This is a genomic window from Ensifer sp. Root558 (assembly GCF_001427045.1).
Taxonomy (GTDB): Bacteria; Pseudomonadota; Alphaproteobacteria; order Rhizobiales; family Rhizobiaceae; genus Ensifer; species Ensifer adhaerens.
Genome location: NZ_LMGC01000001.1, coordinates 630,079 through 656,358, shown reverse-complemented (window position 1 = coordinate 656,358; position 26,280 = coordinate 630,079). Strand labels below are relative to the sequence as shown.

The following is a 26,280-nucleotide window of genomic DNA, read 5'->3' as shown; positions in this document are numbered from 1 at the left end:
GCCTCTACCCATCAATCCACCCTGCCCCTTCCCGGACAAACGGTGGCTCTCCTCCTCGTTACCCGCCGAAAGCGACTGAGATCAGCAGCGCAACCGGCAGGCATTGTCGCACCTTACAGAAACACCGGACCATGTCCAGAAGCCGCTTTCCGGCGTTTATTCGACTTTTGTCTAATACGCCGGAAAGCGATGTCCTTTGCCTAAAATGCAGGCAAATCAATATTTTCGGTCGAAATCAGAGCTCGGCCGACTTGGCCCAGAGGTTGATGTCCGCCTCGCGCGCATAGAGATCGATCTCGGCCAGTTCGTCGGCCGTGAACGTGTCGTTTTCGAGCGCCTTGACGCAATCGACGATCTGCTCGGAGCGGCTGGCGCCGATCAGTGCCGAGGTGATCCGGCCGTTGCGCAGCACCCAGGCAAGCGCCATCTGCGCCAGCGTCTGGCCGCGCTTTTCGGCGATACCGTTCAGCTTGCGGATGTTGTCGATGATCTCGGGGCGGATGAAGTCCTTCTTCAGGAAGTGGTTCTGCGCCGCGCGGCTATCAGACGGGATGCCGCCAAGATACTTCGTCGTCAGCATGCCCTGGGCGAGCGGCGAGAAAACGATCGAGCCGATGCCGAGATCTTCGAGCGTATGGATCAGCCCATCGTCCTCGATCCAGCGGTTGAGCATGGAGTAGCTCGGCTGGTGGATGAGGCAAGGCGTGCCGAGATCCTTAAGGATCGCGGCGGCTTCGCGGGTGCGCTGCGAGTTGTAGGAGGAAATCCCCACATAGAGCGCCCGGCCCGAACGCACGATATGGTCGAGCGCACCGCAGGTTTCTTCGAGCGGCGTCTCAGGGTCGAAACGGTGCGAATAGAAGATGTCGACATAGTCGAGGCCCATGCGCTTCAGGCTCTGGTCGCAGGATGCGATCATGTATTTGCGGCTGCCCCATTCGCCGTAAGGGCCGGCCCACATGTCGTAGCCAGCCTTGGACGAGATGATCAGTTCGTCGCGCAAGTGCGCGAAGTCCGTGCGCATGATTTCGCCGAAGGCAGTCTCGGCCGAGCCCGGAGGCGGGCCGTAATTGTTGGCGAGGTCGAAATGGGTGATGCCCAGATCGAACGCCGTGCGGCACATGTCGACCTTGCGGTCATGCGGTGTGTCGCCACCGAAATTGTGCCAAAGCCCCAGCGAGATCGCCGGCAGCTTCAGGCCGGAACGGCCGAGACGGTTATATTTCATGGTGTCGTAGCGGTTTTCCGCCGGTAGCCAGGTCATCGCACAATCCTCCGCGATCGATCTCCGGATGGCGAACTCGTCCGCCACCCTCAAAAATGAAACGGTTTCCGTAGCGGTTGGCCGCTACGGAAACCTCAGTTCACAAAGGTCTAAACCTCTCCGGTGTCGCTATGAAGCGGCAGCGACGCGATTTCCCGACATTTCTTCTTCGGTCTCGCGCAAGAGTGCCCGAGCTTCCTCGATGCCGAGGGCGGCCGGCTGGGTGCAGGTGGTGGAGAGTTCGACGAAACGTCCCTCCTCGCCAGATTTCAGGATCGACACCATGACGTCGACGCCGTGCAGCGCGCGGTCGAGCGAGCAGCGGGCATCGCGGCCTTCGAGGATGGCGAGCGCCATGTCGGCAAGGCCGGCGGTGCGGTAATTCGCCATCGGCCCCTGCGGATGCTCCTGGTTGGCAACACCGAAAGGATGATCCCAGGGCTCCAGCGGCTCGATTTTCTTGTCGCGGCCGCTTGCTTCCACCGTGCCGCCGAAGAAGTTCGGGTCGGGCACGTAGAGCGAGCCTTCGGTGCCGTAAAGCTCCATGTTGGCATGGCGGTGCGACCAGACATCCCAGCTGGCCGACAGCGTGATCGTCGCGCCGTTCTCAAATTCGAGCAGCGCGTGGATGTTGGTGGGCGTCCTGACCGGGATCACCTCGCCCTTGCGCGGTTCGCTGGTGATCGTGCGGGTCGGGTTGGCCATGGTGGCGAGCGCCGCCACGCGCTTCACCGGACCGATCAGGTTGATCAGGTTGGCGATGTAGTAGGGACCGAGATCGAGGATCGGGCCGCCGCCGGGCAGGAAGAAGAAGTCCGGGTTCGGATGCCACATCTCCATGCCCGGGTTCATGACGTGGCAGGTGCCCGAGGTCACCCGGCCGATCTTGCCCGCGTCAACATAGCTACGGGCAAGCTGATGCGCGCCGCCGAGGAAGGTGTCCGGCGCGCAGCCGACGGAAAGGCCCTTCGCCTTGGCGATCGCCCTCAACTCCTCGCCCTGCTCCAGGGAGAGCACCAGCGGCTTTTCCGAATAGACGTGTTTGCCGGCTTCGAGGATTGCCTTGGAGACCGGATAGTGCGCGTCCGGAATGGTCAGGTTGACGACGATGTCGACATCGGGATTGGCGAGCAGCGCCTCGATGCTCTCAGCTTTAACGCCGTATTCGGCCGCCCGCGCCTCGGCTGCCGCCGGGTTGATGTCGGCGCAGGCGACAACCTTGATGCCCCGGAAAAGCGGGGCAAGCTTGAAGTAGGTGGTGGAGATGTTGCCGCATCCGATGATGCCGACGCCAAGTTCCTTGGTCATGGATAAACCTGCTTCTCAATAGGATTGGATGGAGGCGAGCGAACGCTTGGCGAAGCGCTTGAAATCACTCGGGTTGTCGTGCTCGGCGATGAAGTAGCGGGCCTTCGTGCCGGAAAGTGCCGCAAACAGGCCTTTCCAGTCGACCGTGCCCTCGCCGACATCGGCCCAGCCGTCCTCGTCCTTCTTCTCGCCTGTCGGCGCGATGTCCTTCACATGCACGGCGGTGATGCGGTCGCCATACTGCTTGATCCAGGCGATCGGATCGGCGCCGCCGCGGATGATCCAGGCGATATCGGCCTCCCAGGAGAGATCCGGTCCGCCCGCAAAGATCAGGTCCTGCGGAATACTGCCATCCGGAAGGGCCGCGAACTCGAAGTCGTGGTTGTGCCAGCCGAAGATCAGCCCGGCATCACGATAGGGCTTGCCGGCCTTCTGCAGCCGCTCGCCGAAGGCGCGCCAGCCGGCGGCATCGGTCGGGCGCTGGTCGGGCATCAGGTAGGGGCAATAGATCGCCTTGATGCCGAGCGCCTTGGCGATTTCGAGCACGCGGGCCGGATCGCTTTCGAGCATGTCCAGGCCAAAGTGCGCGGTCGGCATGGCGAGGCCATTGTCGTCGAGACCTTCCTTGAAGCTGGCGATCTCGGCGTCGCTGAGCGCTGCGTAAAGCGCGCCGTAACCTTCGACCTGGCTGTAGCCGGCGTCGCCGAGTGCTTTCAGCACATTGGCGAAAGGCGGGAAATTGCGAGCGCTATAAAGCTGGAAACTGACGTCCTTCATGAAATCCTCCTCGATTTCGTCCTGGGGGTCTTGGGATAGTGGGATCTTGGGGTTGTTGGGGTCTCGGTATCACCTGAGCCAGGTATCGTAGTCCGACACCAAGAGGTGGGCGGGGCCTGCGTCCTCCTCGATCGCCGAGAAGCGACCGACCGGCTCGCGGAAATAGTTGTCGGTGAGATCGTCGTTGACGGTCGATACTTCGCCCATCAGCACGTCGGCGCCCTCGGCCCAGAAGGCGTGCCAGTTGCCAGGGAGAAGCGTGACGCTTTCACCGGCCTTGAGCTTCAGCAGGTCGCCAGCTTTCAGCGTGCGCAGCCGTGCATCGGTCGCGACAACGACGTCGCTCTCCTCGTCAACCGAGCCGTCCGGTTTGGAATTGTACATCTGCAGCACCAGCGAACCGCCGCCACGGTTGATGATGTCCTCGGTCTTGACCGCGTGACGGTGCAGCGGGTTGACCTGGTCCTTGGCGGTGATCATCAGCTTCTCGGCGTAAACCATGCCCTGCCCGGTCTTCAGATTGGCGGCATTGCCGTTGCGCAGCGTGAAGAGCACCAGCCCGAACTCCTCGAAGCGGCCCTTGCCATAGTCGGTAATGTCCCAGCCGAGCCGGGCATCAAAGATCGTCGGACTGTCGGAAGCGACGCGCGCCTTCAGTTGCTCCGGCGACCAGTAGGCAAAGGGTGGCAGGGTGAAGCCGAAGCTCTTCATGAAGGCATCGCTCTCGGCGATGATGTCGTTGACGTGGCTGCGTTTCATGGCGGTCAACCCTTTCCCTGGCAGGATTCGAGATCGAAGGCGGAAAAGCGCGGCAGCTCACCTGCGTCAAACGGCACCTTCGGGGTAAAACGGATGACCTTCGTCTCGCCGGCCAAGAGGTCGAAGGCGTTGTCGGAATAGCGCCCGGCCACATCCGCCTCGATCATCACATGCAGCGCCAAGCCGCTCGCCTTGACCGTGACGTCGAAGGCGCCTTCGCCTGCGGGCGCGACATCGAGTGTCAGGCCGGACGGCTTGAGGTCGAGCGCCTTGTAGGTGCCGTTGACGTGGTGCCCCTCACCGCGCATGCCGTTCGATGCCTCGAACGACCAGAACAGCAGGTCGCCTTCCGGAATGTCGAAAGCCGCGATCGTCGCCAGCGTTGCCGCCCGGTCCGGGCTGCAGGTACCGGCGACCGCCGCGAGCGGCGTGCGCTGGCCATCGAGCGAAACCAGGAAGGTCTGCAGCTCGACGGTCACCGGCTCTGCCGTATCGTTGACCATCGAGAAGGCGATTTCCTTTCCATCTGCCGATGGGATCGCTGCGACCGAGACCGGCTGGAAGAAGCGACGGACCATGTAGTGCATCGCCTTCCAGCTGCCGCCATAGTCGAGGCTCGACCAGGAGGCGACTGGCCAGGTGTCGTTGAGCTGCCAGTAGAGCGTGCCCATGCAATGGGGCTTCAGCGAGCGCCAGTAGTCGACGGCCGTGCGGATCGCCAGCCCCTGCTGCACCTGGCTGAGATAGACGAAGGCCGGAAAATCCTTGGGGAAGCGGAAGTAGCGGAACATCGTGCCGGCGATGCGCTCGTTGCCGCCGACATTCTTCTGGTGGCTCTCGATCACGGGCGACGCGATATTGAGGTCCTTCTCGGCCGAAAACTGCCGGATGACCGGCATCGACGTATAGGACTGGAAGCCGAACTCCGAGCAGAAGCGCGGCCGCACGGTGCGGTAATTGTCGAAGGACTTGTTTTCGTGCCAGACCGACCAGTAGTGCATGTCGCCGGAACCATCGGCATGCCAGGCGTCGCCGAAGTCGAGATATCCCGACGCCGGGCTCGACGGCCACCAGATCGCTTCGGGCAGCGCCGCCTTCAGCGCCACCTCGATGGTGCGGTTCAGCCGGTCATAGGAGACGAGATAACGGTCGCGATCCTTGCGCGGCTCATCGAACCAGGTGAGCGCGCCGACGAGCTCGTTGTCGCCACACCAGACCGCGATCGACGGATGCGACGACAGGCGCTTGGCCTGGTAGTCCACCTCGGCTGCGACATTCTCCAGGAAATCCGGCGTCGAAGGATAGAGGTTGCAGGCGAACATGAAGTCCTGCCAGACCATGAGGCCCAGTCGGTCGCACAGATCGTAGAACCAGTCCGGCTCGTAGAAGCCGCCGCCCCAGACGCGGATCATGTTCATGTTGGCATCGACAGCCGAGGTCAAAAGGTCTTCGACGCCTTCGCGCGTCACCCGCGACGCCAGCGCATCGGCCGGGATCCAGTTGGCGCCCTTGCAGAAGATCTCGCGGCCGTTGACGCGGAAGGCGAAGCGGCTGCCGGCCTCGTCCTTGTCGGTCAGAAGCTCGACGGTGCGGAAACCGATCTGACGCGTCACCTGCTCCTGCGGCACCTCGACGGTCAGCCGCGACAGATGCTGCTCGCCGCTTCCAGCCGGCCACCAGCGCTTGGGCTCGCTCATGGTGAAGACATGGGTGATGCGGGTCTCGCCCTTGCCGACGGCGCAATCGAGCCGTTCGCGGTCCTCATCGAGCGAGAAGTGCACCGGCACAATGCCCGGCCCATCGGCAAAGAGCGTCAGCGTCACCACCAGATCGACGCTGCCATCCTCCAGCCAGACCTGCTTGCTCGTCACATGCTCGATGCGGGCGATCTCCAGCCGGCAAAGGGCGATCTCTCCGTAGACGCCGAGCGGCGCGATCGCGAGGTTCCAGTCCCAGCCGAAATGGCACTGGGGTTTGCGCAGCATATTGCCGTTGGCGATCGGTGAATTGCCAGGGTGATAGGGCACGTAGAAGGGCTGCTCCGCCTGCCGCCGCGCGCCTTCGGCAATCGAGGAATGCAACACGATGCGGATGCGGTTCTCGCCTGCAACCAGCGTCTTCGAGACATCCGGGCGATAGCGGCGGAAGCAATTCTCCGCTTCAAGCACCAGCTTGTCATTGACGAACACCGAGGCAACCGTGTCGAGGTATTCAAGGTCGAGATACCAGTAGCCGGCAATGTCGTCGGCACCGACCGTGACCGTGCGCTCGATCACCCAGTCCTTGTGCGCCACCCACTGCACGTCGTTCTCGTTGCGCCCCACATACGGGTCGTCGATCACGCCGGCCTTCAGCAGCGCCGAATGCACATCGCCCGGCAACTCCATTGCCAGCGCATGGCTATTGTCGACGGAAGAAAGTTGCCAATCCCCTGCGAGATCGAGACGAATGGCGGTGCGGGTGAAATCCTCAGAGAGCATGCGCATGGTTCCATAGATCGACCGGCCACGCCGGCACAGTCATTGCTGGGAGGTGCCGGGCAGCGGTGGCCGCCCCGCATCCCCTTATTTCAGAGTCGGTTCTCGCTTGTCGCATCGAAGATCGAGGCGACGCCCATGTCGAAGGAAAGCGTGACCGCCGTGCCCGGCGCGTAGCGCCGCTGGCCGGCGATACGAACCGACATCGACTGTCCGGCAAGCTTCAGCCACAGCAGATTGTCGGCGCCCATCGGCTCCTCGATATCGACGACCGCCCGGTGCGAGGCCGGCGCGCCACTTGCCGCTTCGTCGACGCGCACATGCTCGGGCCTCAAGCCCAGCACCACCTTCTGGCCATGCACGAAGGGCGCGCGCGACGGATAGGCCGACACGTCGAAATCGACGCCGTTGGCGTGGACGTAGGCGCGCTGGTCGCGCAGCTGCAGTTCGCCGCGAAAGAAGTTCATCGACGGCGAGCCGATGAAGCCGGCGACGAACAGGTTTTCCGGCGCGTTGTAGATCGTCATCGGATCGGCAAGCTGCTGGATCACGCCGCTCTTCATGACCGCGATGCGGTCGGCAAGCGTCAAGGCCTCGATCTGGTCATGGGTGACGTAGATCATCGTGTTCTTCAGCGACTGGTGCAGCCGCTTGATCTCGACGCGCAGTTCCGAGCGCAGCTTGGCGTCGAGGTTGGAGAGCGGCTCGTCGAACAGGAACACGTCGACATCGCGCACCAGCGCCCGGCCGATCGCCACACGCTGGCGCTGGCCGCCCGAGAGTTCCGAAGGCTTGCGCTTCAAGAGCGGCTGGATCTGCAGGATCTCGGCGGCGCGGCTGACGCGCTTGTCGATCTCTTCCTTCGGCACCTTGGCGACCTGCAGGCCGAAGGAGAGGTTCTTCTCCACCGACATCTGCGGATAGAGCGCGTAGGACTGGAACACCATGCCGATGCCGCGGTCCTTGGGCTCCTCCCAGGTGACGTTCTTGTTCTTGATGAAGATCTGCCCGTCGCTGACATCGAGCAGCCCGGCGATGCAGTTCAGCAAGGTCGATTTGCCGCAGCCGGACGAGCCGAGCAGCACCAGGAACTCGCCGTCCTTGATGTCGAGGTTGAGCGTGTCGAGCACAGTGACGGCACCGAAGCTCAACGACAGGTCTTTGACCGATACGCTGACGTTTTGCATGTTGTTACCCTTTCACTGCGCCGGCGGCGATGCCGCGGACAAAAAGCCGTCCGGAGACGAAGTAGACGAAGAGCGGAACCGCCCCGGTCAGGATCGTCGCCGCCATGTTGACGTTGTATTCCTTCACGCCCTGGACCGAATTGACGATGTTGTTGAGCTGAACCGTCATCGGGTAGTATTCCGGCCGGGTGAACACGACGCCGAACAGGAAGTCGTTCCAGATGCCGGTGACCTGCAGGATCATCGCCACGACGAAGATCGGCAGTGACATCGGCAGCATGATCTTGAAATAGATCGTCCAGAAGCCGGCGCCATCGACGCGCGCGGCCTTGAACAGTTCCTCCGGCAGGCCGGCGAAATAGTTGCGGAAGAGCAGCGTCAGGATCGGCATGCCGAAGATGGTGTGCACGAGGATGAGGCCGGTGAGCGTGCCGTAGATGCCCATTTCCCGCAGTACGATGACGATCGGATAGATCATCACCTGATAGGGAATGAAGGCGCCGACGATCAGGATGGTGAAGAACAGCTCCGCCCCCTTGAAGCGCCAGTTGGCGAGCGCATAACCGTTGACCGAGGCGATCGCGATCGAGACGATCGTCGAAGGAACGGTGATGCGCACCGAGTTCCAAAAGCCGCGCGAAAGGCCGTCGCAGTTGAGCCCCGTGCAGGCGCTCGCCCAGGCCTTTGCCCAAGGCTCGAAGGTGATTTCAACCGGCGGGGCAAAGATGTTGCCGAGCCGGATTTCCGGCATGCCCTTGAGCGAAGTCATGACCATCACGTAGAGCGGCAGCAGGTAGTACAGCGCCACGACAATCAGCGTGCCGTAGATCATGATGTTGCGGCCAGACAACGCCCGGCGGGGCTTGGCGCCGCGGGGGCCGGCGACGACCCGGTTTGTCTGCGCCTGCAGTGCGGCCTCTTCAGTCACCGAATTGAAAGCAACGATATCAGACACGCTTGCGCCCTCCCCCGAATTCCAGATAGGCCCAAGGCACGATGATGATGGCGACGGTGATGAGCATCATCGTCGAGGCGGCAAAGCCCTGACCGAGGTTCTGCGCCTGGAACATGTAGTCGTAGACATATTTTGCAGGCACTTCCGACGCGATGCCGGGACCGCCGCTCGTCTGCGCCACCACCAGGTCGTAAACCTTGACGATGCCGCTGGCGATGATCACCAGCGTGGTGATGAAGACGCCGCGCATCATCGGAATGACGACGAAGATGTAGGTCTTCCACATGGGTATGCCGTCGACGCGCGCGGCCTTCCAGATGTCCTCGTCGATGCCGCGAAGACCTGCGAGCATCAGGCACATGACGAGCCCGGTGCCCTGCCAGAGGGCTGCGATCAGGATGCCGTAGATAACGATGTCGGCATTATAGAGCGGGTCGAAGGTGAAGCTTTCCCAGCCGAGCGAGCGCACCACCGACTGGATGCCGAATTCCGGATTGAGCAGCCATTGCCAGACCAAGCCCGTCACGATGAAGGACAGGGCGAAGGGATAGAGCATGATGGTGCGGAAGGTATTTTCGAAGCGGATCTTCTGGTCCATCAATGCGGCCAGCACGAAGCCGATCAGCAGGCTGAAGATCAGCGAGAAGATGCCGTAGATTGCCAGATTCTGCACCGAAATCAGCCAGCGCGGCGCCGCCCAGAGGCGCTCGTACTGATCGAGGCCGACGAATGAGAGCCGCGGCAACAGCTTGGAATTGGTGAAGGAATAGACGACCGTCCAGATCGTGCCGCCGAGGAAGATCACCACGGCCGTCAGAATCATCGGGACGGAGGCAATCTTCGCGTTCAGGTTCCGCAGCCACTGGTTCGGTCGGCCCGAACCTTGTGTGTAACCCGCCATGTTTCGTTCCTCCGGAACTGCATTGGGTTTCGGACGATGGGCAGCCCCGCGCACTCAGCGCGCAGCGCTCTGCCACATCAGGGCGACAACCACTCCCATGGGGCCCGCAAACGCATCACGCGCGGACGACCGGCACATCCTGCCGAATGGGAGGCTTTGACCGGCCTCGTTTTCAAAGAGGCCGGCCAAGGCAGTTGCGGTTATTCCGCGTTCGCGATGATGTCGGCGAAGCGCTTCTGCGCGTCTTCCGGCGTGATCGACGGGTTGGCGAAGAATTCGGAGAACAGGTCTTCCTTCTGCTTCTGGCTGTCGGCCGAAAGCAGCTGGTCGGTACCCTGGATCACGTTGCCCTTGGCAAGAATGTCCAGCCCCTTCTTCATGCAGTCGTTGGCAGCCGCCAGATCGACGTCGCCGCGCACCGGCAGCGAACCCTTCTTGAGGTTGAAGGCGACCTGCGTCTTCGGATCGAGCAGCGTCGAGGCCAGCGCTTCCTGCGCCTTCGACTTTTCCTCGTCCTTCAGAAGCGGGAAGTAGAAGGCGTCGCCACCGGTCGAGATGATCTCGTTGACGCCGAGGCCCGGCAGGCAGGTGTAGTCGGTTCCGGCCTTCTGGCCGGCAAGCGCGAATTCACCCTGCGCCCAGTCGCCCATGATCTGGCCGCCGGCCTTGCCGGTGATGACCATATTGGTCGCCTGGTTCCAGTCCTGGACGTTGGAGCCCTTCGACATGCGGCGGGCATCGTCGGCAGCCTTGAAGACCTTGGCGATCTCGGGGCCTGCGGCCACTTCCTCGTCCTTGTCGCCGAACACCTTCTGGAAGGTGTCCTTGCCGGCGATCGCCACCATCAGCACGTCGAAGGCGCCGGCTGCCTGCCACGGCTGACCGCCGACGGCGAGCGGCACGATGCCTGCCTTTTCGAGCGCGGGCGCCGCGGCTACGAATTCATCCCAGTTCTTCGGAACCTCGACGCCGGCCGTCTTGAAGGCCGCATTCGACAGCCACAGCCACTGCCAGGAGTGGATGTTGACCGGGGCGCAATAGATCTTGCCGTCGATCGTGCAGGAATCGAGCAGGCTCACCGGCTTGATGATGTCCTTCCACTTCTCGCGGGTTGCGACATCGGTGAGATCACGCATCAGCCCGGCCTGAACCAGTTCCTCGGCCTGGCGACCATGGTTGAACTGCGTGGCGCCCATCGGGTCGCCACCGGTGATGCGGCTGATCATGATCGGACGGGCGGTGCCGCCAGAACCGGCGATCGCGCCGTCGACCCAGTGATTGCCCGTCGCATCGAAGGCCTTGGCGAGTTCCGCGACCGCGGCAGCTTCGCCGCCCGAGGTCCACCAATGGGTCACTTCAAGATCGACAGCGTTGGCTGCGCTGAGCGGCAGGGCCACGGCGGCTGAAAGCACGGCGGCCAAAGAACGTAAATTCATGAGTCTCCTCCCTCACTGTAACGTTACCGTAAAAAACTTAGTGCAATCGATTACAGGACGCAACACCCACCACAATCGATTTAAACAGAATCTTAAAAAACACCCATTGCGTGCATACGGCAGCCGCGTTCCAAAGCGCTTTGTGCGCAATGGCGGCACCCACGCGGCCAGCAGGAATCCCTTTCATCGCGCTGAAATACATATATTTTCCGCAACAATGGCGCACCGGCATCGGAGGCGCCATCTCGCAAGCGCAAAAAACATGCGCCAAAACTTCCGATTCAACCAGTCCGCTCCATCTTTCGCAGCGCAGCAACGAAAACGCTCGACATCGCAACTGTATCGTTACAGATTTGAAGCAATTTGATCCATCCAAAGCAGCATAGCCGCCACCGACTTTTCGTATATAACGCGATGACGTGACAGGGCGACGGCGCGGCGGATGGAACTGAACCGACGCGTTTCGCTGCCGGATGGGCAATCTGGCGGCGGGCGGCAAGAGAGTGGGCGGGTGACGGCAATGGACAACAAGACGAAAAACAGGCCGCAGAGACTGCCGGATGGAGCCCGTCCGACACTGAAGACGATCGCCTTCATGACCGGGCTCGGCATCACTACGGTTTCGCGGGCGTTGAAGGATGCGCCCGATATCGGTGCGGAAACCAAGGAGCGTGTGCGGCTCGTCGCCAAACAGATCGGCTACCAGCCGAACCGCGCCGGCGTGCGCCTGAGAACCGGCAAGACCAATGTCATCAGTCTCGTATTGACGCTGGAAGAAGAGATCATGGGCATCACCAGCCCGATGGTCGTCGGCATCACCGAGATCCTTGCCGGCACGCCCTACCACCTGGTCGTCACCCCCTATAGCGCCGTCAAGGACGCGCTGGCGCCGATCCGCTATATCCTCGACACGGGTGCCGCAGACGGCGTGATCATTTCGCGCACCGAGCCGCACGATCCGCGCGTGGCGCTGCTCACCGAACGCGGACTGCCCTTCGTCACGCACGGCCGCACCGAAATGGGGATCGTTCACCCCTATCACGACTTCGACAACGAGCGTTTCGCCTACGAGGCGGTACGCAAACTGGTGGCGCGCGGCCGGCGGAAGCTGGTGCTGCTCGAGCCGCCGCCGCACCTCACCTTCTATTCACACATGCGCGCCGGTTTCGAGCGTGGGCTTCGCGATTTCCAGGCGGATGCAGTCGGCTTCCACCAGACCAACATTGACCATTCGCTGGTCGAGATCCGCGACGCCTTCGAGCCCCTGATGCGCTCGGCGGACGCGCCCGACGGCATCGTTTCGGGCAGCGGCTCCGGTGCGATCGCTTTGATTGCCGGCCTGGAAATGGCCAAGAAGAAGCTCGGCGAAGACTGCGACATGGTCTCGAAGTCACCGAGCGACTTCCTGCGCTGGCTGCGCCCGGAAGTCATGACCATGTACGAGGACATCCGCGTGGCCGGTCGGGAACTGGCCAAGGCAGTCATCGGCCACATCGACGGCCAGCCGCCAGAAACGCTGCAGAGCCTCAGCCAGCCCGAGTTCCAGCCGCCGATCACGCGTGGCTTGCGCGCCTAGGAACGGCTGAAAACAGCCCTCAAGTCTTGCTTGTGACGCAGAAACCTGCGACAGGCCGGGGCAACAATTGGGCGCGACTGCGCCCCGCTCCTCCCTTCAGGCTACCGCAGACATGATCCGTATCGAAAACATCAGCAAGCAGCTCAGCCACCGCATCCTTTTCATCGAAGCCTCCGCCGCGCTTAACCGCGGTGAAAAGGTCGGCCTCGTCGGCCCGAACGGCGCCGGCAAGTCCTCGCTCTTTCGCATGATCACCGGCGAGGAAATACCGGACGAAGGCCAGGTCGCCGTCGATAAGGGCGTCACCATCGGCTACTTCAACCAGGACGTCGGCGAGATGTCCGGCAACAGCGCTGTTTCCGAAGTGATGAACGGCGCCGGACCGGTGAGCGAAGTCGCCGCCGAGCTGCGCGAGCTCGAAGCCGCCATGGTCGATCCGGATCGCCTCGACGAGATGGACGCGATCATCGAGCGCTACGGCGAGGTGCAGGCACGCTATGAAGAGCTTGACGGCTACGCGCTGGAAGGCCGCGCCCGCGAAGTGCTGGCGGGCCTGAGCTTTTCCCAGGAAATGATGGACGGTGACGTCGGCAAGCTCTCGGGCGGCTGGAAGATGCGCGTGGCGCTTGCCCGCATTCTCCTGATGCGGCCGGACGTGATGCTGCTCGACGAACCGAGCAACCACCTGGATCTCGAAAGCCTGATCTGGCTCGAAGACTTCCTCAAGAACTATGACGGCGCGCTGATGATGACCTCGCACGACCGCGAGTTCATGAACCGCATCATCACCAAGATCATCGAGATCGACGGCGGTCAGCTCAATGCCTACTCGGGCGACTACGGCTTCTACGAGCAGCAGCGCGCTCAGAACGAGAAGCAGCAGCAGGCGCAGTTCGAGCGCCAGCAGGCGATGCTCGCCAAGGAAATCAAGTTCATCGAGCGCTTCAAGGCGCGCGCCTCGCACGCCTCCCAGGTGCAGAGCCGGGTAAAGAAGCTCGAAAAGATCGACCGGGTCGAGCCGCCGAAGCGCCGCCAGACCGTCGCCTTCGAATTCCGCCCGGCGCCGCGTTCCGGCGAAGACGTCATCAACATCAAAGGCGTGCACAAGAAATACGGCAGCCGCAGCATCTATGAAGGTCTCGACTTCATGGTGCGCCGCCGCGAGCGCTGGTGCATCATGGGCATCAATGGTGCCGGCAAGTCGACGCTTCTGAAGCTCGTCGCCGGTTCCACCGAGCCGGACGAAGGCAATGTCGCGCTCGGCGCCAGCGTCAAGATGGGCTACTTCGCCCAGCACGCCATGGACGTGCTCGATGGCGACCGCACGGTGCTGCAGCAGCTCGAAGACACCTTCCCGCAGGCGGGCCAGGCGCCGCTGCGCGCGCTTGCCGGCTGCTTCGGCTTTTCCGGGGACGATGTCGAGAAGAAGTGCCGGGTGCTTTCCGGCGGCGAGAAGGCGCGCCTGGTGATGGCGATCATGCTGTTCGACCCGCCGAATTTGCTTGTTCTCGACGAACCGACCAACCACCTCGACCTCGACACCAAGGAAATGCTGATCAAGGCGCTCGCGGACTACGAAGGCACGATGCTGTTCGTTTCGCACGACCGCCACTTCCTCGCAGCCCTTTCCAACCGTGTGCTGGAGCTGACGCCCGAGGGCATCCATCAGTATGGCGGCGGTTACACGGAATATGTCGAGCGGACCGGCCAGGAAGCGCCGGGTCTTCGCAGCTGAAGCAAAGCAAGCTGGGCGTCGCGCGCCGGCGCCCAGCATTTCGCAGTCACCGCCTTCCTCGGCGGGACCGAGGACCTGCAAGCAGAACCCAAACGCATAACGCGACCCTGCTCTAAATCGGTACTGAAAAAACTAGGTTCTTGTGGCGCTGCCGTGGCAACGCCCACCGATCCTAACTTATCGCGCCGTGAAATCGATGGGACTTTGGTCCGACTCTTGCTGCCAAAGGTCTGAGTGTCATTGCCGCGCCATGCACCGGTCACATATTGCACGGGCTGGGGCGCCATCGCAGCAAACAAAAAAGCTGCCAATCACTTCAGACAGGTGATGTTCGGCATGACATCGAGAATTGCATGGAAAGACAGGCTGACTGACCGCGCGTGGGCCTTCCTGTCCAATCCCTTGACCATCGGCATCTATCTTGCGTTCGCCATGCTTTGCGCCTTCGTCGGCAGCGCAACGACCGGTGTCCCGGCCTATCTGCTTATGGCCATCGGCTTTCTGCTGGTGATCTTTGTCGATCCGCCAATGAGGCTGGGTAGGCTGCGGCAACGGCGCCGCAGCTCGTCACCGGCAAACACGGTTACGCCATTCCCGCGTCGAGCGGATGAGCGCGAAACGATGCGGGGTTCGCAGCGCCCTGGCGAACGCAGCCGAATCCGCGACGACCGCCACGCTTCTCGGCGCTAGCCGCGCCCGCCAGGGGTCTTTAGGACAACTGGCGTCACGCGGTGCACAAGCCTCAGCCCGCAACAATCGGCCCTTTCGGCCGCTTTCCGTCTGACGTACATTCCCATGAACGGACGCATGACGTCCACGGTGCAGCCAAGCCATCCAGCATGAGATGGCGATGAAAGCGCGTGGGCACGATGAAGACGAAACACTACGTGCTGCAAATCTTTCGCGCCGCCTTCACCGACAGGCTGGTGCTGATCATCGTTGTGCTGATGATTGCCTCGCTTTTCACCGTCCTGCCGATCAAGTCCTGTTCCAATCCCACCGCGTCAGGCGGCGGGGGAACCACAGAACGATCTGTACCCGTCTCGATGACAGGCTAGCACCCCGTCCACGCAAAACGAGGCCCAAACGAAAACGGGGCGACCCGAAGGCCGCCCCGCATTGATCTGATTACCCGAACGGTCAGGCGTTGAGGCCGCTGCCCCACGGGCCATGATGGCTGTCGGCACCGTCGACGCGGTCAAAGCCATGGGCGCCGAAGAAGTCGCGCTGCGCCTGGATGACATTGGCCGTGCCGCGGCCGCGGCGGTAGCTGTCGAAGTAGCCGAGTGCGGAAGCGAGTGCCGGAACCGGCAGACCGCCGAGTACTGCGGCCGAGACGACGCGGCGCAGTGCCCCGTCGGTGTCCTTCACCATGGCGGCAAAGGCCGGCGTCACGATCAGGTTGGCGGCGTCAGGCGCCTTGGTGAAGGCGGTGGTGATCTCGTCCAGGAACTGCGAACGGATGATGCAGCCGGCGCGCCAGATCTTGGCGATCGTCGGCATCGGCAGGTTCCAGTTGAACTCCTTGGACGCCGCCGACATCACGGCAAAGCCTTGCGCATAGGCGCCGATCTTGGCGGCAAGCAGCGCGCTTTCGAGATCCTTGATGAAGGCTGCCTTGTCGGCGACCTTGAACTCGCCGACTTGGGAAAGGCCAAGGATCTTTTCGGCCGCTTCGCGCTCGTCCTTCATCGAGGAGATGCTGCGGGCTGCAACCGCCGCCTCGATGCCGGTTGCCGGCACGCCCATGTTCTGCGCCTCGATCACCGACCACTTGCCGGTGCCCTTCTGGCCAGCCTTGTCGAGGATCAGGTCGACGATCGGCTTGCCGGTCAAAGGATCGGCAGCCTTCAGCACCTTCTCGGTGATCTCGATCAGGTAGGAGTTGAGGCGGCCCTTGTTCCAGGTGCCGAAGACTTCGCCAATCTCGCTCGCCGACATCTTCAAGCCGTCGCGCAGGATGCCGTAGATTTCGGCGATCATCTGCATGTCGGCATATTCGATGCCGTTGTGGATGGTCTTGACGAAGTGGCCGGCGCCGTTTTCGCCGAGCCAGGCGACGCAAGGCACGTTGTCATACTTGGCGGCGATCGAGGTCAGCACGGTCTCGACGCGCTTCCAGGACTCTTCCTTGCCGCCGACCATGATCGACGGACCGTGGCGCGCACCTTCCTCACCGCCGGAAACACCCATGCCGATGAAGGTAAGACCCGAATCCTTCAGCGCCTCGAAGCGGCGCATCGTGTCGCGGAAGTTGGCGTTGCCGGCATCGATCATGATGTCGCCCTTGGCGAGATACGGCTTCAGGATTTCCATCTGCTGGTCGACCGGCTCACCGGCCTTGATCATGATGATGATCGGGCGCGGCGGGCGGATGGCGGCGACAAACTCTTCAATGGTGTCGCAGGGCACGATCTGGCCCTGGAGGTCGCCGGCCTCCGCGTAGAATTTGTGCGTCGCTTCGACGGTGCGGTTGAACACCGCGATCTTGTTGCCTTTTTCAGCGATGTTGAGCGCCAGGTTCGAGCCCATGACGCCGAGACCGATTAGGCCGATTTCCGCCTGTGACACGTGATTGCCTCCATTGGACAGAAGTGCCGGGCGCGATCGGGATAAACGCGTCTGTGCCGGCCCTTCGAATTGAACTTCGCCCCCTCGCGCGGGGCTCTGTCGAAGGCCCAGGCGCGAGAAGCGACGGCGGAGGTTGTTTTGGCATTCAAATCGATTAAGGACAAGTGATTACTGACGAAATCACTTCTTTTCAGGCTTGCCATCGCCATCGTCGAGCACCCGCCAGGAGGCGCCTTCGAGGTCTTCGTATTGGCCGCTCTTCAGTGCCCAAAGGAAGGCGGCGAGGCCAATCCCACCGAGAAACAGCGCTATGGGAATGAGATAGATCAGCGTGTTCATGAGGCGCTCCCGACCGGCCGCAGCGTGACAGGTGCCTTCTGTTCGGCGACCTCCGTGACATTGCCGGTCGCCGCGCGCAGGCGCAAGGCGTTGGCAACGACGATCACCGACGAGGTCGACATGGCGACGGCCGCGATCAGCGGCGTGGCATAGCCGAGGATCGCGATCGGGACGGCGATGACGTTGTAGCCGATCGCCAGGGCAAAGTTCTGGCGGATCAGCCGCCCGGCCCGGCGCGACGTATCGATCGCCATCGGCACGGCGTTCAGCCCCTGGTGCAGGAAGACGAAGTCTGCCGCCTGGCGGCCAACATCGGCGGCCGTTGCCGGCGCCATCGAGACGTGCGCGGCGCGCAGCGCCGGCGCGTCGTTGATGCCGTCGCCGACCATCAGCACCCGGTGACCGCCCTCAGCGGCGGCCGCACATTCATCGACCTTGCCGCGCGGCGTCAGTTCCGCCTTGAAGCGCTCGATGCCGGCCCGCTTGGCGAGGGCGGAGACGACCGGCGCCCGGTCGCCCGAAAGAATGCCCGTCGAAAGACCGAGCCGTCCAAGTTCCTCGATGCTCTCGCGGGCGAACGGCCTGAGCCGGTCCTCGAAGCGGAAGCAGGCGAGTTCGCGGCCATCGAGCGACAGGATCACTTCCGACTGGCCGGTCGCCTCGCCGGCATCGCCGCAGGCAAAGGCGCGGCTGCCAAGCCGGTAGAGACCGGCTTGCGTCTGAGCTTCAATGCCGGCACCGGGGATTTCGCGGATGTCGCCATTGACGACGGGCGCGATCGCCGCCGCATCATGAATGGCCATCGCCAGCGGATGGCGCGAATGCACGGCGAGCCCCGCCGCCGTCGCGAGGATCGATGGCTGAATGTCCCCGCCATTGACGAGCCGCGGCTCGCCAACCGTGAGTGTTCCGGTCTTGTCGAGCAGCACCGTATCGATCTCGGCAAGCCGCTCCATCGCCGAGCCGTCCTTGACCATGACGCCGTTCTGGAAGAGCCGTCCGGCGGCAATCACCTGCACGACAGGTACCGCAAGCCCGAGTGCGCAGGGGCAGGTGATGATCAGCACCGCGACGGCGACCAGCATCGCATGATGGAAATCGCCGTTGACGAACATCCAGCCGATGAAGCTGACCAGAGCCAGCAAATGCACCGCCGGCGAATAATATTGTGCCGCGCGGTCGGCGATGCGGCGGTAGCGCGCCCTGCCCCCTTCGGCGGCTTCCATCAGCCCCATGATCTCGGCAAGCAGCGAGTCGCGTGCCGCCGCCATCGCCTCGATCGTCAGCGGTCCGGTGAGGTTGAGCGTACCCGCCTCGACGGCGTCGCCGACCTTGACCGGCGCCGGCGCGCTCTCCCCATTGACGATCGAGCGATCGAGATCGCTGGTGCCCATGAGGATGCGGCCATCAACGGGGATGCGCTCGCCGGCAGCGATCGCCAGTTTCTCGCCTGGCTTGATCTCGTCGACAGGGCGATACTCGCGTCCGCCGTCAGCATCCACCACCATGGCGCCGCGCGGCGAAAGCCTCGCCAGGCTGCTGATCGCCGAGCGGGCGCGCCCGCGCATCATGTGGTCGAGCGTGCGGCCGATCAGCAGGAAGAAGAGCAGCATCACCGTGCCGTCGAACCAGGCATGGGTGCCGTGAGTGATCGTCTCGTAGAGCGAGATCGAATAGGAGAGCGTTATCGCCAGCGCAATCGGCACGTCCATGTTGGTACGGCCGTGCTTCAGCGCGTTCCAGGCGGACGCATAGAAGAAGCGTCCGGCATAGATCAGCGTCGGGGCGGCAATCAGCGCCGAGATCCAGTGAAAGAGATCGCGGGTCGCCGCCTCCGCCCCCGACCACACCGAGACCGAAAGCAGCATGATGTTGGCCGAGGCAAAACCCGAGACGGCAACGGCGCGCACGAGCTTCTTCAGCGTCTGATCGCCGTCTTCCTCGCCCGGCGCGAAAAGATGGGTCTCGTAGCCGCGCGAACGGATGGCCCGCGCCAGTTCCCGCGGATCGGTACGGGCGCCATTTACCTCTTCCTTCCAGATGATCGACACGCGCCGGGACGAAAGGTTCACGCGCGCCCGGTCAACCTCCGGCCGTGTCTTCAAAGCGCCCTCGAGCGTAGTAATGCAGGCGCCGCAATGCACGCCGGGCACGCTCAAATCCGTCTGGCGCAGGCCGCCGCCGAGCGACCGGCTCATCAACCACAGCTCTTCCGTTGTCGGCAGTCCCTGCCCGGCCCTGTCGACCTCCAGAGCCATTTCGGTTCCGGGAGCACAGCAGCTCATTTCGCAGCTCCCGGCACCATGAAGCGGATGGCCTGGCGGTAGACGACGGTCTCGCCGGAGGTTGCGGTGATATCGGCGATCCACTGGCCGCGCTTCAGCGCGGTTGCGGCAACGAAGACGCCCTCGCCCTGATGCGCCATCTCGACCGTGACGTCCTCATGCTCCTCGACCGGGCGTTTCAGCACAGCCACCACCTTGTCGGCAGTCATCTCCGGGTTGCCCCGGCGCGTCAACGTGTAGCGCAGCGCCTCGTTTTCGACGCTGAGCTTGCCGTCGAGGCCATCGGCGACAAAGGCCTTCGCTTCCTTCACCTTGCCGTTGAACTGCTGGCTCGCGACATAGGTGTTTTGCACCACCAATCCGCTCCAGCTATGGCTGGCGTTCCAGGCCATGATCAGATTGACGGTGATGATCGTGCCGAAGAACAGCACCATGACGCCGAGCATGTGCCAGCCGGTGAAGGGCCGCGGTGCCTTTGCCTGTTTTGCCCCTGCCTGGTTTATCGTCATTTTGCGGCTCCCGGGCTGTTGAAGTTGGCCTTGTAGACATCGCGCTCATGGCTCGACGGATCCTCGACGATCAGGCTGAAACCGTCGTCCGCCTCGCCGAGCTTGTCCTTTGGCAGCGTCACGAACACCTTGACTGCCGTCACCTTGTCCGGATCGACGCCGAGGGCGAAGGTCCGGCCGTCGCCCGCCGCCTGGCCGGCGATGCGCATGGTCGCAGAGGGCATCCCGTCGATTGCGAGCGTGATCGTGCGTTGTTCGGGGATCATGTTCAAGAGCTTGACCATGTAGCCGTTGCGCACCGAACCATCGGATTCGACGACGAACTGCGGGTTGCGGTCGTGCAGCACGTTGAGTTCCAGCCGGTCGCGCGACAGGAGCGCATAGAGCAGACCGATACCGACCAGCGTCCAGACGCCGAGATAGACGAGCACACGGGGCCGGAAGACGATCTTCCAGTTGAAGTGGCGAACCTTGTCCGAAAATGCGCCGTCGGCGTTGCGCACCCGACCCGGATCGATCGCCGCCGTACCGCCATTGGTGGCCAGCGCCATGTTGGCGGCATAGTCGTTGAGCGTCGCATAGGAAATCAGCCCGCGTTCACGGCCGAGCTTGTCCATGACACCGTCGCAGGCATCGATGCAGAGCGCGCAGGTGATGCATTCGAGTTGCTGGCCGTCGCGAATGTCGATGCCCATCGGACAGACGACGACGCAGGCGTTGCAATCGACGCAATCGCCGACGGCCTCCCCGGCAGCGACGGCCTTTTTCTGGTGGCGCGAGCGCGGCTCGCCGCGCCAGTCGTTATAGGTCACGACCAGCGAGTTTTCGTCGAGCATTGCCGCCTGGATGCGCGGCCACGGGCACATATAGGTGCAGACCTGCTCGCGCATCAGTCCACCGAAGACATAGGTCGTCGCCGTGAGAATCGCGACGGTCATGTAGGCGACCATGGGCGCTTCCAGCGAAACGAAGCTTTTCAAAAGCGTCGGCGCATCGGCGAAATAAAAGATCCAGGCGCCGCCCGTGGCGATGCCGATCATGATCCAGATCGAGTGCTTCGACACCCGCTTGACGATCTTGTCGAACGTCCAGGGACCGGCATCGAGCTTCATGCGGGCATTGCGGTCGCCTTCGATATAGCGTTCGACCACCAGGAAGAGATCGACCCATACCGTCTGCGGACAGGTATAGCCGCACCAGGCGCGGCCGACGGCAGACGTCACCAGGAACAGGCCGAAGCCGGCCATGACGAGCAGGCCTGCGACGAAGAAGAACTCCTGCGGCCAGATCTCGATGAAGAAGAAATAGAAGCGCCGGGCGGCGATATCGACGAGCACAGCCTGGTCCGGCGCATGCTCGCCACGGTCCCAGCGGATCCAGGGCGTCAGGTAGTAGATGCCGAGGGTCACCAGCATCACCAGCCACTTGAAGCGGCGGAAGCTGCCTTCGGCACGCTTCGGGAAGATCTTCTTGCGCTTTTCGTAGAGCGGCTTGCGCACATGCGCCGCATTGACCGGTTCGGCCTCGTGACGTTCGACGGAGGCTGGATTTGCGGCGGATTGTGGGCTCATTTGTGGGAAATCCCCGGATATGTCATGTATTGCACCACGTTTTGCCTGATTTGGCGGCCGAAAACGTTGATCTGTGTCAAGTTTGCGGGCTAAAGCGCCAGCATGCGGCGAAAGGTCCAGGCGCTCGAAAGAGATGCCAGGCTCAAAAGTAGTAAACGGCCTTTCCCATTCGATCCGCACCGCGGTTCGCCACATCACCACACCTTGCAATACCAATGAGGAACCGCATGGACACGATCATCGGCTTTCTGAACACGATCTTTTGGGGCTACGTGCTGATCTACGGCCTGCTCGCCGTCGGCATCTACTTCACCCTGCGGCTCGGCTTTCCACAGATCGTGCATTTCGGCGAGATGTTCCGGGTCTTAAGCAGCGGCGGCTCGAAGGATGCGGCCGGTATCAGCCCGTTCCAGGCGCTGACCGTCAGCCTCGCCTCGCGCGTCGGCACCGGCAACCTCGCCGGCGTTGCCGTTGCGCTCTATCTCGGTGGTCCCGGTGCCACCTTCTGGATGTGGATGGTGGCGCTCGTCGGCATGGCGACGGCCTATGCGGAAAGCGCGCTGGCGCAGCTCTACAAGGTGCGCAACGAAAACGGTCAATATCGCGGCGGTCCCGCCTTCTACATCGCCCGCGGCCTCAACGCGCCCTGGGCGGCGACGATCTTCTCCGTCTGCCTGATCCTCTCCTTCGGCCTCGTCTTCAACGCCGTGCAGGCCAATTCCATCGCGGACGCCGTCCAGGGTGCGTTCGGTGTGCCCAAGATCGCCGTCGGTATCGCGGTTGCGACCATCTCCGGCATCGTCATCTTCGGCGGCATCCGCCAGATCGCCCGCGTCGCCGAAATCGTCGTGCCCTTCATGGCGATCGCCTATCTCCTGACCGCGATCTACGTGCTCGTCGTCAACGCGTCGATCGTGCCGAGCGTGCTGTGGACGATCATCTCCAGCGCCTTTGGCCTGCAGGAAGCGGCAGGCGGTGTCGCCGGCGGCGTCACGGCTGCGATGATGAACGGCGTCAAGCGTGGCTTGTTTTCCAACGAAGCCGGGATGGGCTCGGCCCCGAACATCGCGGCCGTCGCCACGCCCGTGCCGCATCACCCGGCATCGCAAGGCTTTGTGCAGTCGCTCGGCGTCTTCATCGATACGATCCTGATCTGCACCGCGACCTCGGTCATGATCCTGCTGTCGGGCACCTTGGAACCCGGTTCCGGCGTCACCGGAACGCAGCTGACGCAAGCGGCCATGAACGTGCATATCGGCTGGGGCGGCAGCTACTTCATCGCCGTCGCGATCTTCTTCTTCGCCTTCACCTCGATCATCGGCAACTATTCCTATGCGGAGAATGCGCTCACCTATCTCGGCGGCGCCAATCGCGTCGGCGTTCTGGTCATGCGCTGCGCCGTGCTCGTCATGGTCGTCTGGGGCGCGTCCGAAAGCATCACCACCGTGTTCGACGCGGCAGACGCCTCGATGGGGCTGATGGCAACGATCAACCTCATTGCCATCGTGCTCCTCTCCGGTACCATTGCCAAACTGACGAAGGACTATTTCGCCCAGCGCCGGCAGGGTCTCGACCCGGTGTTCCATGCGGCCGACTATCCGGAGCTGCAGGGCCAGATCGACGGCGAGATCTGGTCGCGCCAAGAGGCGGCCGGCACGGTCCGAAGCGTGGAGGACAAGGCATGGACGGCGCCCACGGGCCGCTGAGACAGACGGAGCCGGCTCCGGCAGAGCCGACACTGGCCAAGCGGCGCGGTATCTATCGAGAGTATGCCGCGCCCGGCGCACTCGTCGGCCATGTCGAATGCCTCTGGCGCCACCAATTGCCGGAGGGGACGGCCGCACCCATCGCGGTCGTGCCCGACGGCTGTGTCGATATCCTCTGGTCCAGGCACGGCCTGGCGGTTGCCGGGCCTGACCGGGTGGCCGCTTTCCCCGTCTTCGCGCCGGGCACCGACATCATCGGCCTGCGCTTCCGCCCGGGCATCGCGGCATCCTTCCTGCACACATCGCTTTCGCAGATCATCGGCGCGGTCGTTCCGCTCGACGCCTTCTGGGGTCCAGCCGCGCGCAAACTCGAAACCAGGATTGAGGACGCGCCCGATGCGGTCCACCGCGCCGAGATGCTCACGGAAGCGGTGCTTGAGCGCCTGCCGGCCGTCTCGCCGCCATCAGGCGATATCGCCGCCACCCTCGCCCATCTGCGGCAGAGCCATGGCTCGTCCGACAACAACCCCATCCGCGCCCTCGCTACCATCACCGGCACCAGTGAAAGGACGCTGAGGCGCCGCTGCCACGAGCATTTCGGCTACGGCGCCAAGACGCTCGACCGCATCCTGCGCCTGCAGCGCTTCCTCGGGGCTTGCCAAAGGGACCCCTCCGCCACGCTCGGCCTGCTTGCGCTCGATGCCGGCTATGCCGACCAGGCGCATCTGTCGCGCGAGGCCAGGCAGCTGACCTCGCTCTCACCCGCCGAAATCCGCCGCCAGCTCGTCGGTGACCGGCGGGCGGCCTGACTGGCCGTTTCGTTCAAGACCGGTCGGGCGACCCGTGCTACTCCGTCATGCAGGAGAACAAAGCATGTCAACACTTGAAGCAAAGATCGTTCACACCACCATCGACCGCGACTGGCGCGACGTCTATGCCTTCATGGCAAAGCCCGAGAACATGCCGCGCTGGGCGTCCGGCCTGTCGTCGGGCTTGACCCGCGAGGGTGATCACTGGCTGGCGCCGGGTCCGCTCGGTAATGCCCGCGTGCGCTTTGCGCCTGACAACGCCTTCGGCGTCACCGATCATCTCGTCACGCTGGAAGACGGCACAGAGGTCCACAATGCGCTGCGCGTCGTGCCGAACGGCGACGGCGCGGAGGTGATGTTCACGCTGCTGCGGCAGCCGGGCATGAGCGCCGAACAATTTGCCGGCGATGCCGGCTGGGTGGCGAAGGATCTCGCCACCTTGAAATCGATCATGGAATCCGGAGAAGACAGGTAGAAAAATGGGTAACAAGGGCAACGACAGCCGCATCGACTATGTCGAGTTCAATGTCTCCGACATCGCCGCCACCAAGGCCTTCTACGGCAGCGCCTTCGGCTGGACCTTCACCGACTACGGCCCGGAATATTGCGAATTCCAGGACGGCCGACTGACCGGCGGCTTTACCACCACCGGCCCCGTCGGCAGCGGCGGACCGCTGATCATCCTCTATGCCGACAAGCTCGAGGATATGCTCGCCCGCGTCGAAAAGGCCGGAGGCAGGATCGTCAAGCCGATCTTCACCTTCCCTGGCGGAAGGCGCTTTCATTTCGCCGACCCGGATGGTTACGAACTGGCGGTCTGGTCTGCGCAGTAAGCAGGCCCATGAAGGCGCGGCACTGAAACGACCCTTAGACACTGGCGAACGGCCGCTCCCCTCTCGTCCCTCATCTCTGTGCTCGTCACAGAGATCAAGCGGCCGTGCGTCTGCAGGGCAGAGATGCCAAATAAAAATGCCGGCACCCGCCCTTCTCGCGCCGCCGACGCGGCGCGACCGGATTTCTGTGACGAGCACAGAAATGAGGGAGATGTTGGTGAGGCCGTCACATTGGCTGACCAGCAGCTAGTCGGTCCATTGCAACCGCACCGATTCCCTGTGGACACGCGCTCCCGCTTTACGCCGGTTTAATCTCTACACGTCAGAATTGCGCGCGACGAACACGAGGGCGCGCAAGAGCATGGCCGACACGCATGATTTTCTGAAGAACTCGGTCATCATCGGCGCCCATCCCGATGACGAGTTGCTGTGGTTCACCTCGATCCTCCGAAAAGTCGACGAGGTGATCATCCTTTACCGCGATATCTGGTCGGAGCCGCAGATGGGCGACGCACGCGCCGCTGCGATCAAGGCCTACCCCCGCGGCAACGTGCGCTTTCTGGAAATGGAAGAAACCGGCTCCTTCGATTGCGCCGACTGGACGAACCCGAAGCCCGGTCCCTTCGGAATGGAGTTCGGCACCGAAGGCACACGCCGCGAAGCCAAGCGCATCGTCAAGAAATCGCTGTCGCAGATCATGCCCGGCAGCTTCCGCCACTCCACCCGGCCGATCGCCCAGGCTTACCGGGACAATTACGAAACGCTCTATCGCACGCTGCTGCCGCTCCTGAAGCCCGACATGAACGTCTTCACCCACAATCCCTGGGGCGAATACGGCCATGAGGATCACGTCCAGGTCTTCCGGGTGCTGGACCGGCTGCGCGACGAGATCGGCTTCAAGCTCTGGATGTCGAACTATTGCACCGAGCGCTCCATGCCGCTCGCCATGCAGTATTTCAGCCGCAGGCCGCAAGACTATATCCGTCTGCCCGCCGACAAGGGCTTCGCCGAGCAGGTGGCAAACATTTATCGCCAGCACGGCTGCTGGACCTGGCGCGACGACTGGATCTGGTTCGACGACGAATGCTTCATGGAAGCGCCGTCGAGCAAGCCGGAAAGCGGCGGTTTTCACCTCCTGCCGATGAACCTTTTCAACTTCGGCACGGTCGTGAGAAAGCCGGTCAACACCTCGCTGCTGCTCGGCACGGCGCTATCGAGCGTCGTGGTCGGCGCCACCATCGCCGCAGCCCTCGAATAAGAAGGCCCGGCGCCTGCTGCTTCG

23 protein-coding genes are annotated in these 26,280 nt (G+C 63.0%); 9 read left to right on the top strand and 14 right to left on the bottom strand.

Annotated elements, in window-relative coordinates:
- Positions 1-235: 235 nt before the first annotated feature.
- The 9 genes from mgrA to ASD63_RS03235 form a co-directional block, all read right to left on the bottom strand.
- A complete protein-coding gene (gene mgrA, locus ASD63_RS03275) occupies positions 236-1,264 on the bottom strand; it encodes an L-glyceraldehyde 3-phosphate reductase (RefSeq protein ID WP_034788432.1) in 1,029 nt (342 codons plus the stop codon).
- Between the two features lie 129 nt (positions 1,265-1,393).
- Complete coding sequence (locus tag ASD63_RS03270; RefSeq protein ID WP_051659132.1) at positions 1,394-2,572, bottom strand: Gfo/Idh/MocA family oxidoreductase; 1,179 nt, start codon at positions 2,570-2,572, stop codon at positions 1,394-1,396.
- Between the two features lie 15 nt (positions 2,573-2,587).
- Positions 2,588-3,349 (bottom strand): sugar phosphate isomerase/epimerase, encoded by a 762-nt coding sequence (locus ASD63_RS03265; protein ID WP_060528786.1) that lies wholly within the window; start codon positions 3,347-3,349, stop codon positions 2,588-2,590.
- 69 nt (positions 3,350-3,418) lie between these two features.
- Positions 3,419-4,108: a D-lyxose/D-mannose family sugar isomerase gene (locus ASD63_RS03260; RefSeq protein WP_034788426.1), complete on the bottom strand. Its 690-nt coding sequence runs from the start codon at positions 4,106-4,108 to the stop codon at positions 3,419-3,421.
- A 5-nt stretch (positions 4,109-4,113) separates the two neighbouring features.
- Positions 4,114-6,594 carry a glycoside hydrolase family 2 protein gene (locus tag ASD63_RS03255; RefSeq protein WP_192441106.1) on the bottom strand — a complete coding sequence of 827 codons (2,481 nt, stop codon included), beginning with the start codon at positions 6,592-6,594 and terminating at the stop codon, positions 4,114-4,116.
- 83 nt (positions 6,595-6,677) lie between these two features.
- A complete protein-coding gene (locus ASD63_RS03250) occupies positions 6,678-7,772 on the bottom strand; it encodes an ABC transporter ATP-binding protein (protein ID WP_034788421.1) in 1,095 nt (364 codons plus the stop codon).
- Between the two features lie 4 nt (positions 7,773-7,776).
- Positions 7,777-8,718, bottom strand: a complete 942-nt coding sequence (locus ASD63_RS03245) for a carbohydrate ABC transporter permease (protein ID WP_089044240.1) — start codon at positions 8,716-8,718, stop codon at positions 7,777-7,779.
- A 1-nt stretch (position 8,719) separates the two neighbouring features.
- On the bottom strand, positions 8,720-9,628 hold the full coding sequence (locus tag ASD63_RS03240; protein ID WP_034788417.1) for a sugar ABC transporter permease: 909 nt from the start codon (positions 9,626-9,628) through the stop codon (positions 8,720-8,722).
- A 200-nt stretch (positions 9,629-9,828) separates the two neighbouring features.
- Entirely contained in the window at positions 9,829-11,064 is a 1,236-nt protein-coding gene (locus ASD63_RS03235; protein WP_060528785.1) for an ABC transporter substrate-binding protein, read from the bottom strand.
- 520 nt (positions 11,065-11,584) lie between these two features.
- Here ASD63_RS03235 and ASD63_RS03230 point away from each other — a divergent pair.
- From ASD63_RS03230 to ASD63_RS03215, 4 genes are all read left to right on the top strand, one after another.
- Positions 11,585-12,640: a LacI family transcriptional regulator gene (locus tag ASD63_RS03230; RefSeq protein WP_034788411.1), complete on the top strand. Its 1,056-nt coding sequence runs from the start codon at positions 11,585-11,587 to the stop codon at positions 12,638-12,640.
- Between the two features lie 112 nt (positions 12,641-12,752).
- A complete protein-coding gene (locus ASD63_RS03225) occupies positions 12,753-14,375 on the top strand; it encodes an ABC-F family ATP-binding cassette domain-containing protein (protein ID WP_034788408.1) in 1,623 nt (540 codons plus the stop codon).
- A 234-nt stretch (positions 14,376-14,609) separates the two neighbouring features.
- On the top strand, positions 14,610-15,065 hold the full coding sequence (locus ASD63_RS03220) for a hypothetical protein (RefSeq protein ID WP_127889099.1): 456 nt from the start codon (positions 14,610-14,612) through the stop codon (positions 15,063-15,065).
- 170 nt (positions 15,066-15,235) lie between these two features.
- Entirely contained in the window at positions 15,236-15,433 is a 198-nt protein-coding gene (locus tag ASD63_RS03215) for a hypothetical protein (protein ID WP_064816996.1), read from the top strand.
- Between the two features lie 82 nt (positions 15,434-15,515).
- Here the strand turns inward: ASD63_RS03215 and gndA are convergent, their stop codons facing one another.
- The 5 genes from gndA to ccoG form a co-directional block, all read right to left on the bottom strand.
- The gene (gene gndA, locus ASD63_RS03210; protein WP_060528783.1) at positions 15,516-16,946 is read right to left on the bottom strand and encodes an NADP-dependent phosphogluconate dehydrogenase; all 1,431 of its coding nucleotides are present in this window, start codon (positions 16,944-16,946) and stop codon (positions 15,516-15,518) included.
- A 180-nt stretch (positions 16,947-17,126) separates the two neighbouring features.
- Positions 17,127-17,285: a cbb3-type cytochrome oxidase assembly protein CcoS gene (gene ccoS / locus ASD63_RS03205; RefSeq protein WP_034788403.1), complete on the bottom strand. Its 159-nt coding sequence runs from the start codon at positions 17,283-17,285 to the stop codon at positions 17,127-17,129.
- Positions 17,282-19,570, bottom strand: a complete 2,289-nt coding sequence (locus ASD63_RS03200) for a cation-translocating P-type ATPase (RefSeq protein WP_034788401.1) — start codon at positions 19,568-19,570, stop codon at positions 17,282-17,284. The genes ccoS and ASD63_RS03200 overlap by 4 nt, the downstream gene beginning before the upstream one ends.
- On the bottom strand, positions 19,567-20,079 hold the full coding sequence (locus ASD63_RS03195) for a FixH family protein (protein WP_034788399.1): 513 nt from the start codon (positions 20,077-20,079) through the stop codon (positions 19,567-19,569). Before ASD63_RS03195 ends, ASD63_RS03200 begins: the two co-directional genes overlap by 4 nt.
- Positions 20,076-21,650, bottom strand: a complete 1,575-nt coding sequence (gene ccoG / locus ASD63_RS03190; protein ID WP_034788396.1) for a cytochrome c oxidase accessory protein CcoG — start codon at positions 21,648-21,650, stop codon at positions 20,076-20,078. The genes ASD63_RS03195 and ccoG overlap by 4 nt, the downstream gene beginning before the upstream one ends.
- Positions 21,651-21,877: 227 nt before the next feature.
- Here ccoG and ASD63_RS03185 point away from each other — a divergent pair, with 227 nt between their 5' ends.
- The 5 genes from ASD63_RS03185 (at position 21,878) to ASD63_RS03165 (ending at position 26,256) form a co-directional block, all read left to right on the top strand.
- A complete protein-coding gene (locus ASD63_RS03185) occupies positions 21,878-23,356 on the top strand; it encodes a sodium:alanine symporter family protein (RefSeq protein WP_090425676.1) in 1,479 nt (492 codons plus the stop codon).
- Positions 23,332-24,165, top strand: coding sequence for a helix-turn-helix domain-containing protein (locus tag ASD63_RS34850; protein WP_234798743.1), 834 nt, complete (start codon positions 23,332-23,334; stop codon positions 24,163-24,165). Before ASD63_RS03185 ends, ASD63_RS34850 begins: the two co-directional genes overlap by 25 nt.
- A gap of 64 nt (positions 24,166-24,229) precedes the next feature.
- Positions 24,230-24,640 (top strand): SRPBCC family protein, encoded by a 411-nt coding sequence (locus ASD63_RS03175; RefSeq protein WP_034788394.1) that lies wholly within the window; start codon positions 24,230-24,232, stop codon positions 24,638-24,640.
- Positions 24,641-24,644: 4 nt separating this feature from the next.
- Positions 24,645-24,998: a VOC family protein gene (locus ASD63_RS03170; RefSeq protein WP_034788390.1), complete on the top strand. Its 354-nt coding sequence runs from the start codon at positions 24,645-24,647 to the stop codon at positions 24,996-24,998.
- Positions 24,999-25,359: 361 nt separating this feature from the next.
- Positions 25,360-26,256 carry a hypothetical protein gene (locus tag ASD63_RS03165; protein ID WP_060520627.1) on the top strand — a complete coding sequence of 299 codons (897 nt, stop codon included), beginning with the start codon at positions 25,360-25,362 and terminating at the stop codon, positions 26,254-26,256.
- The last annotated feature ends 24 nt before the right edge of the window (positions 26,257-26,280 follow it).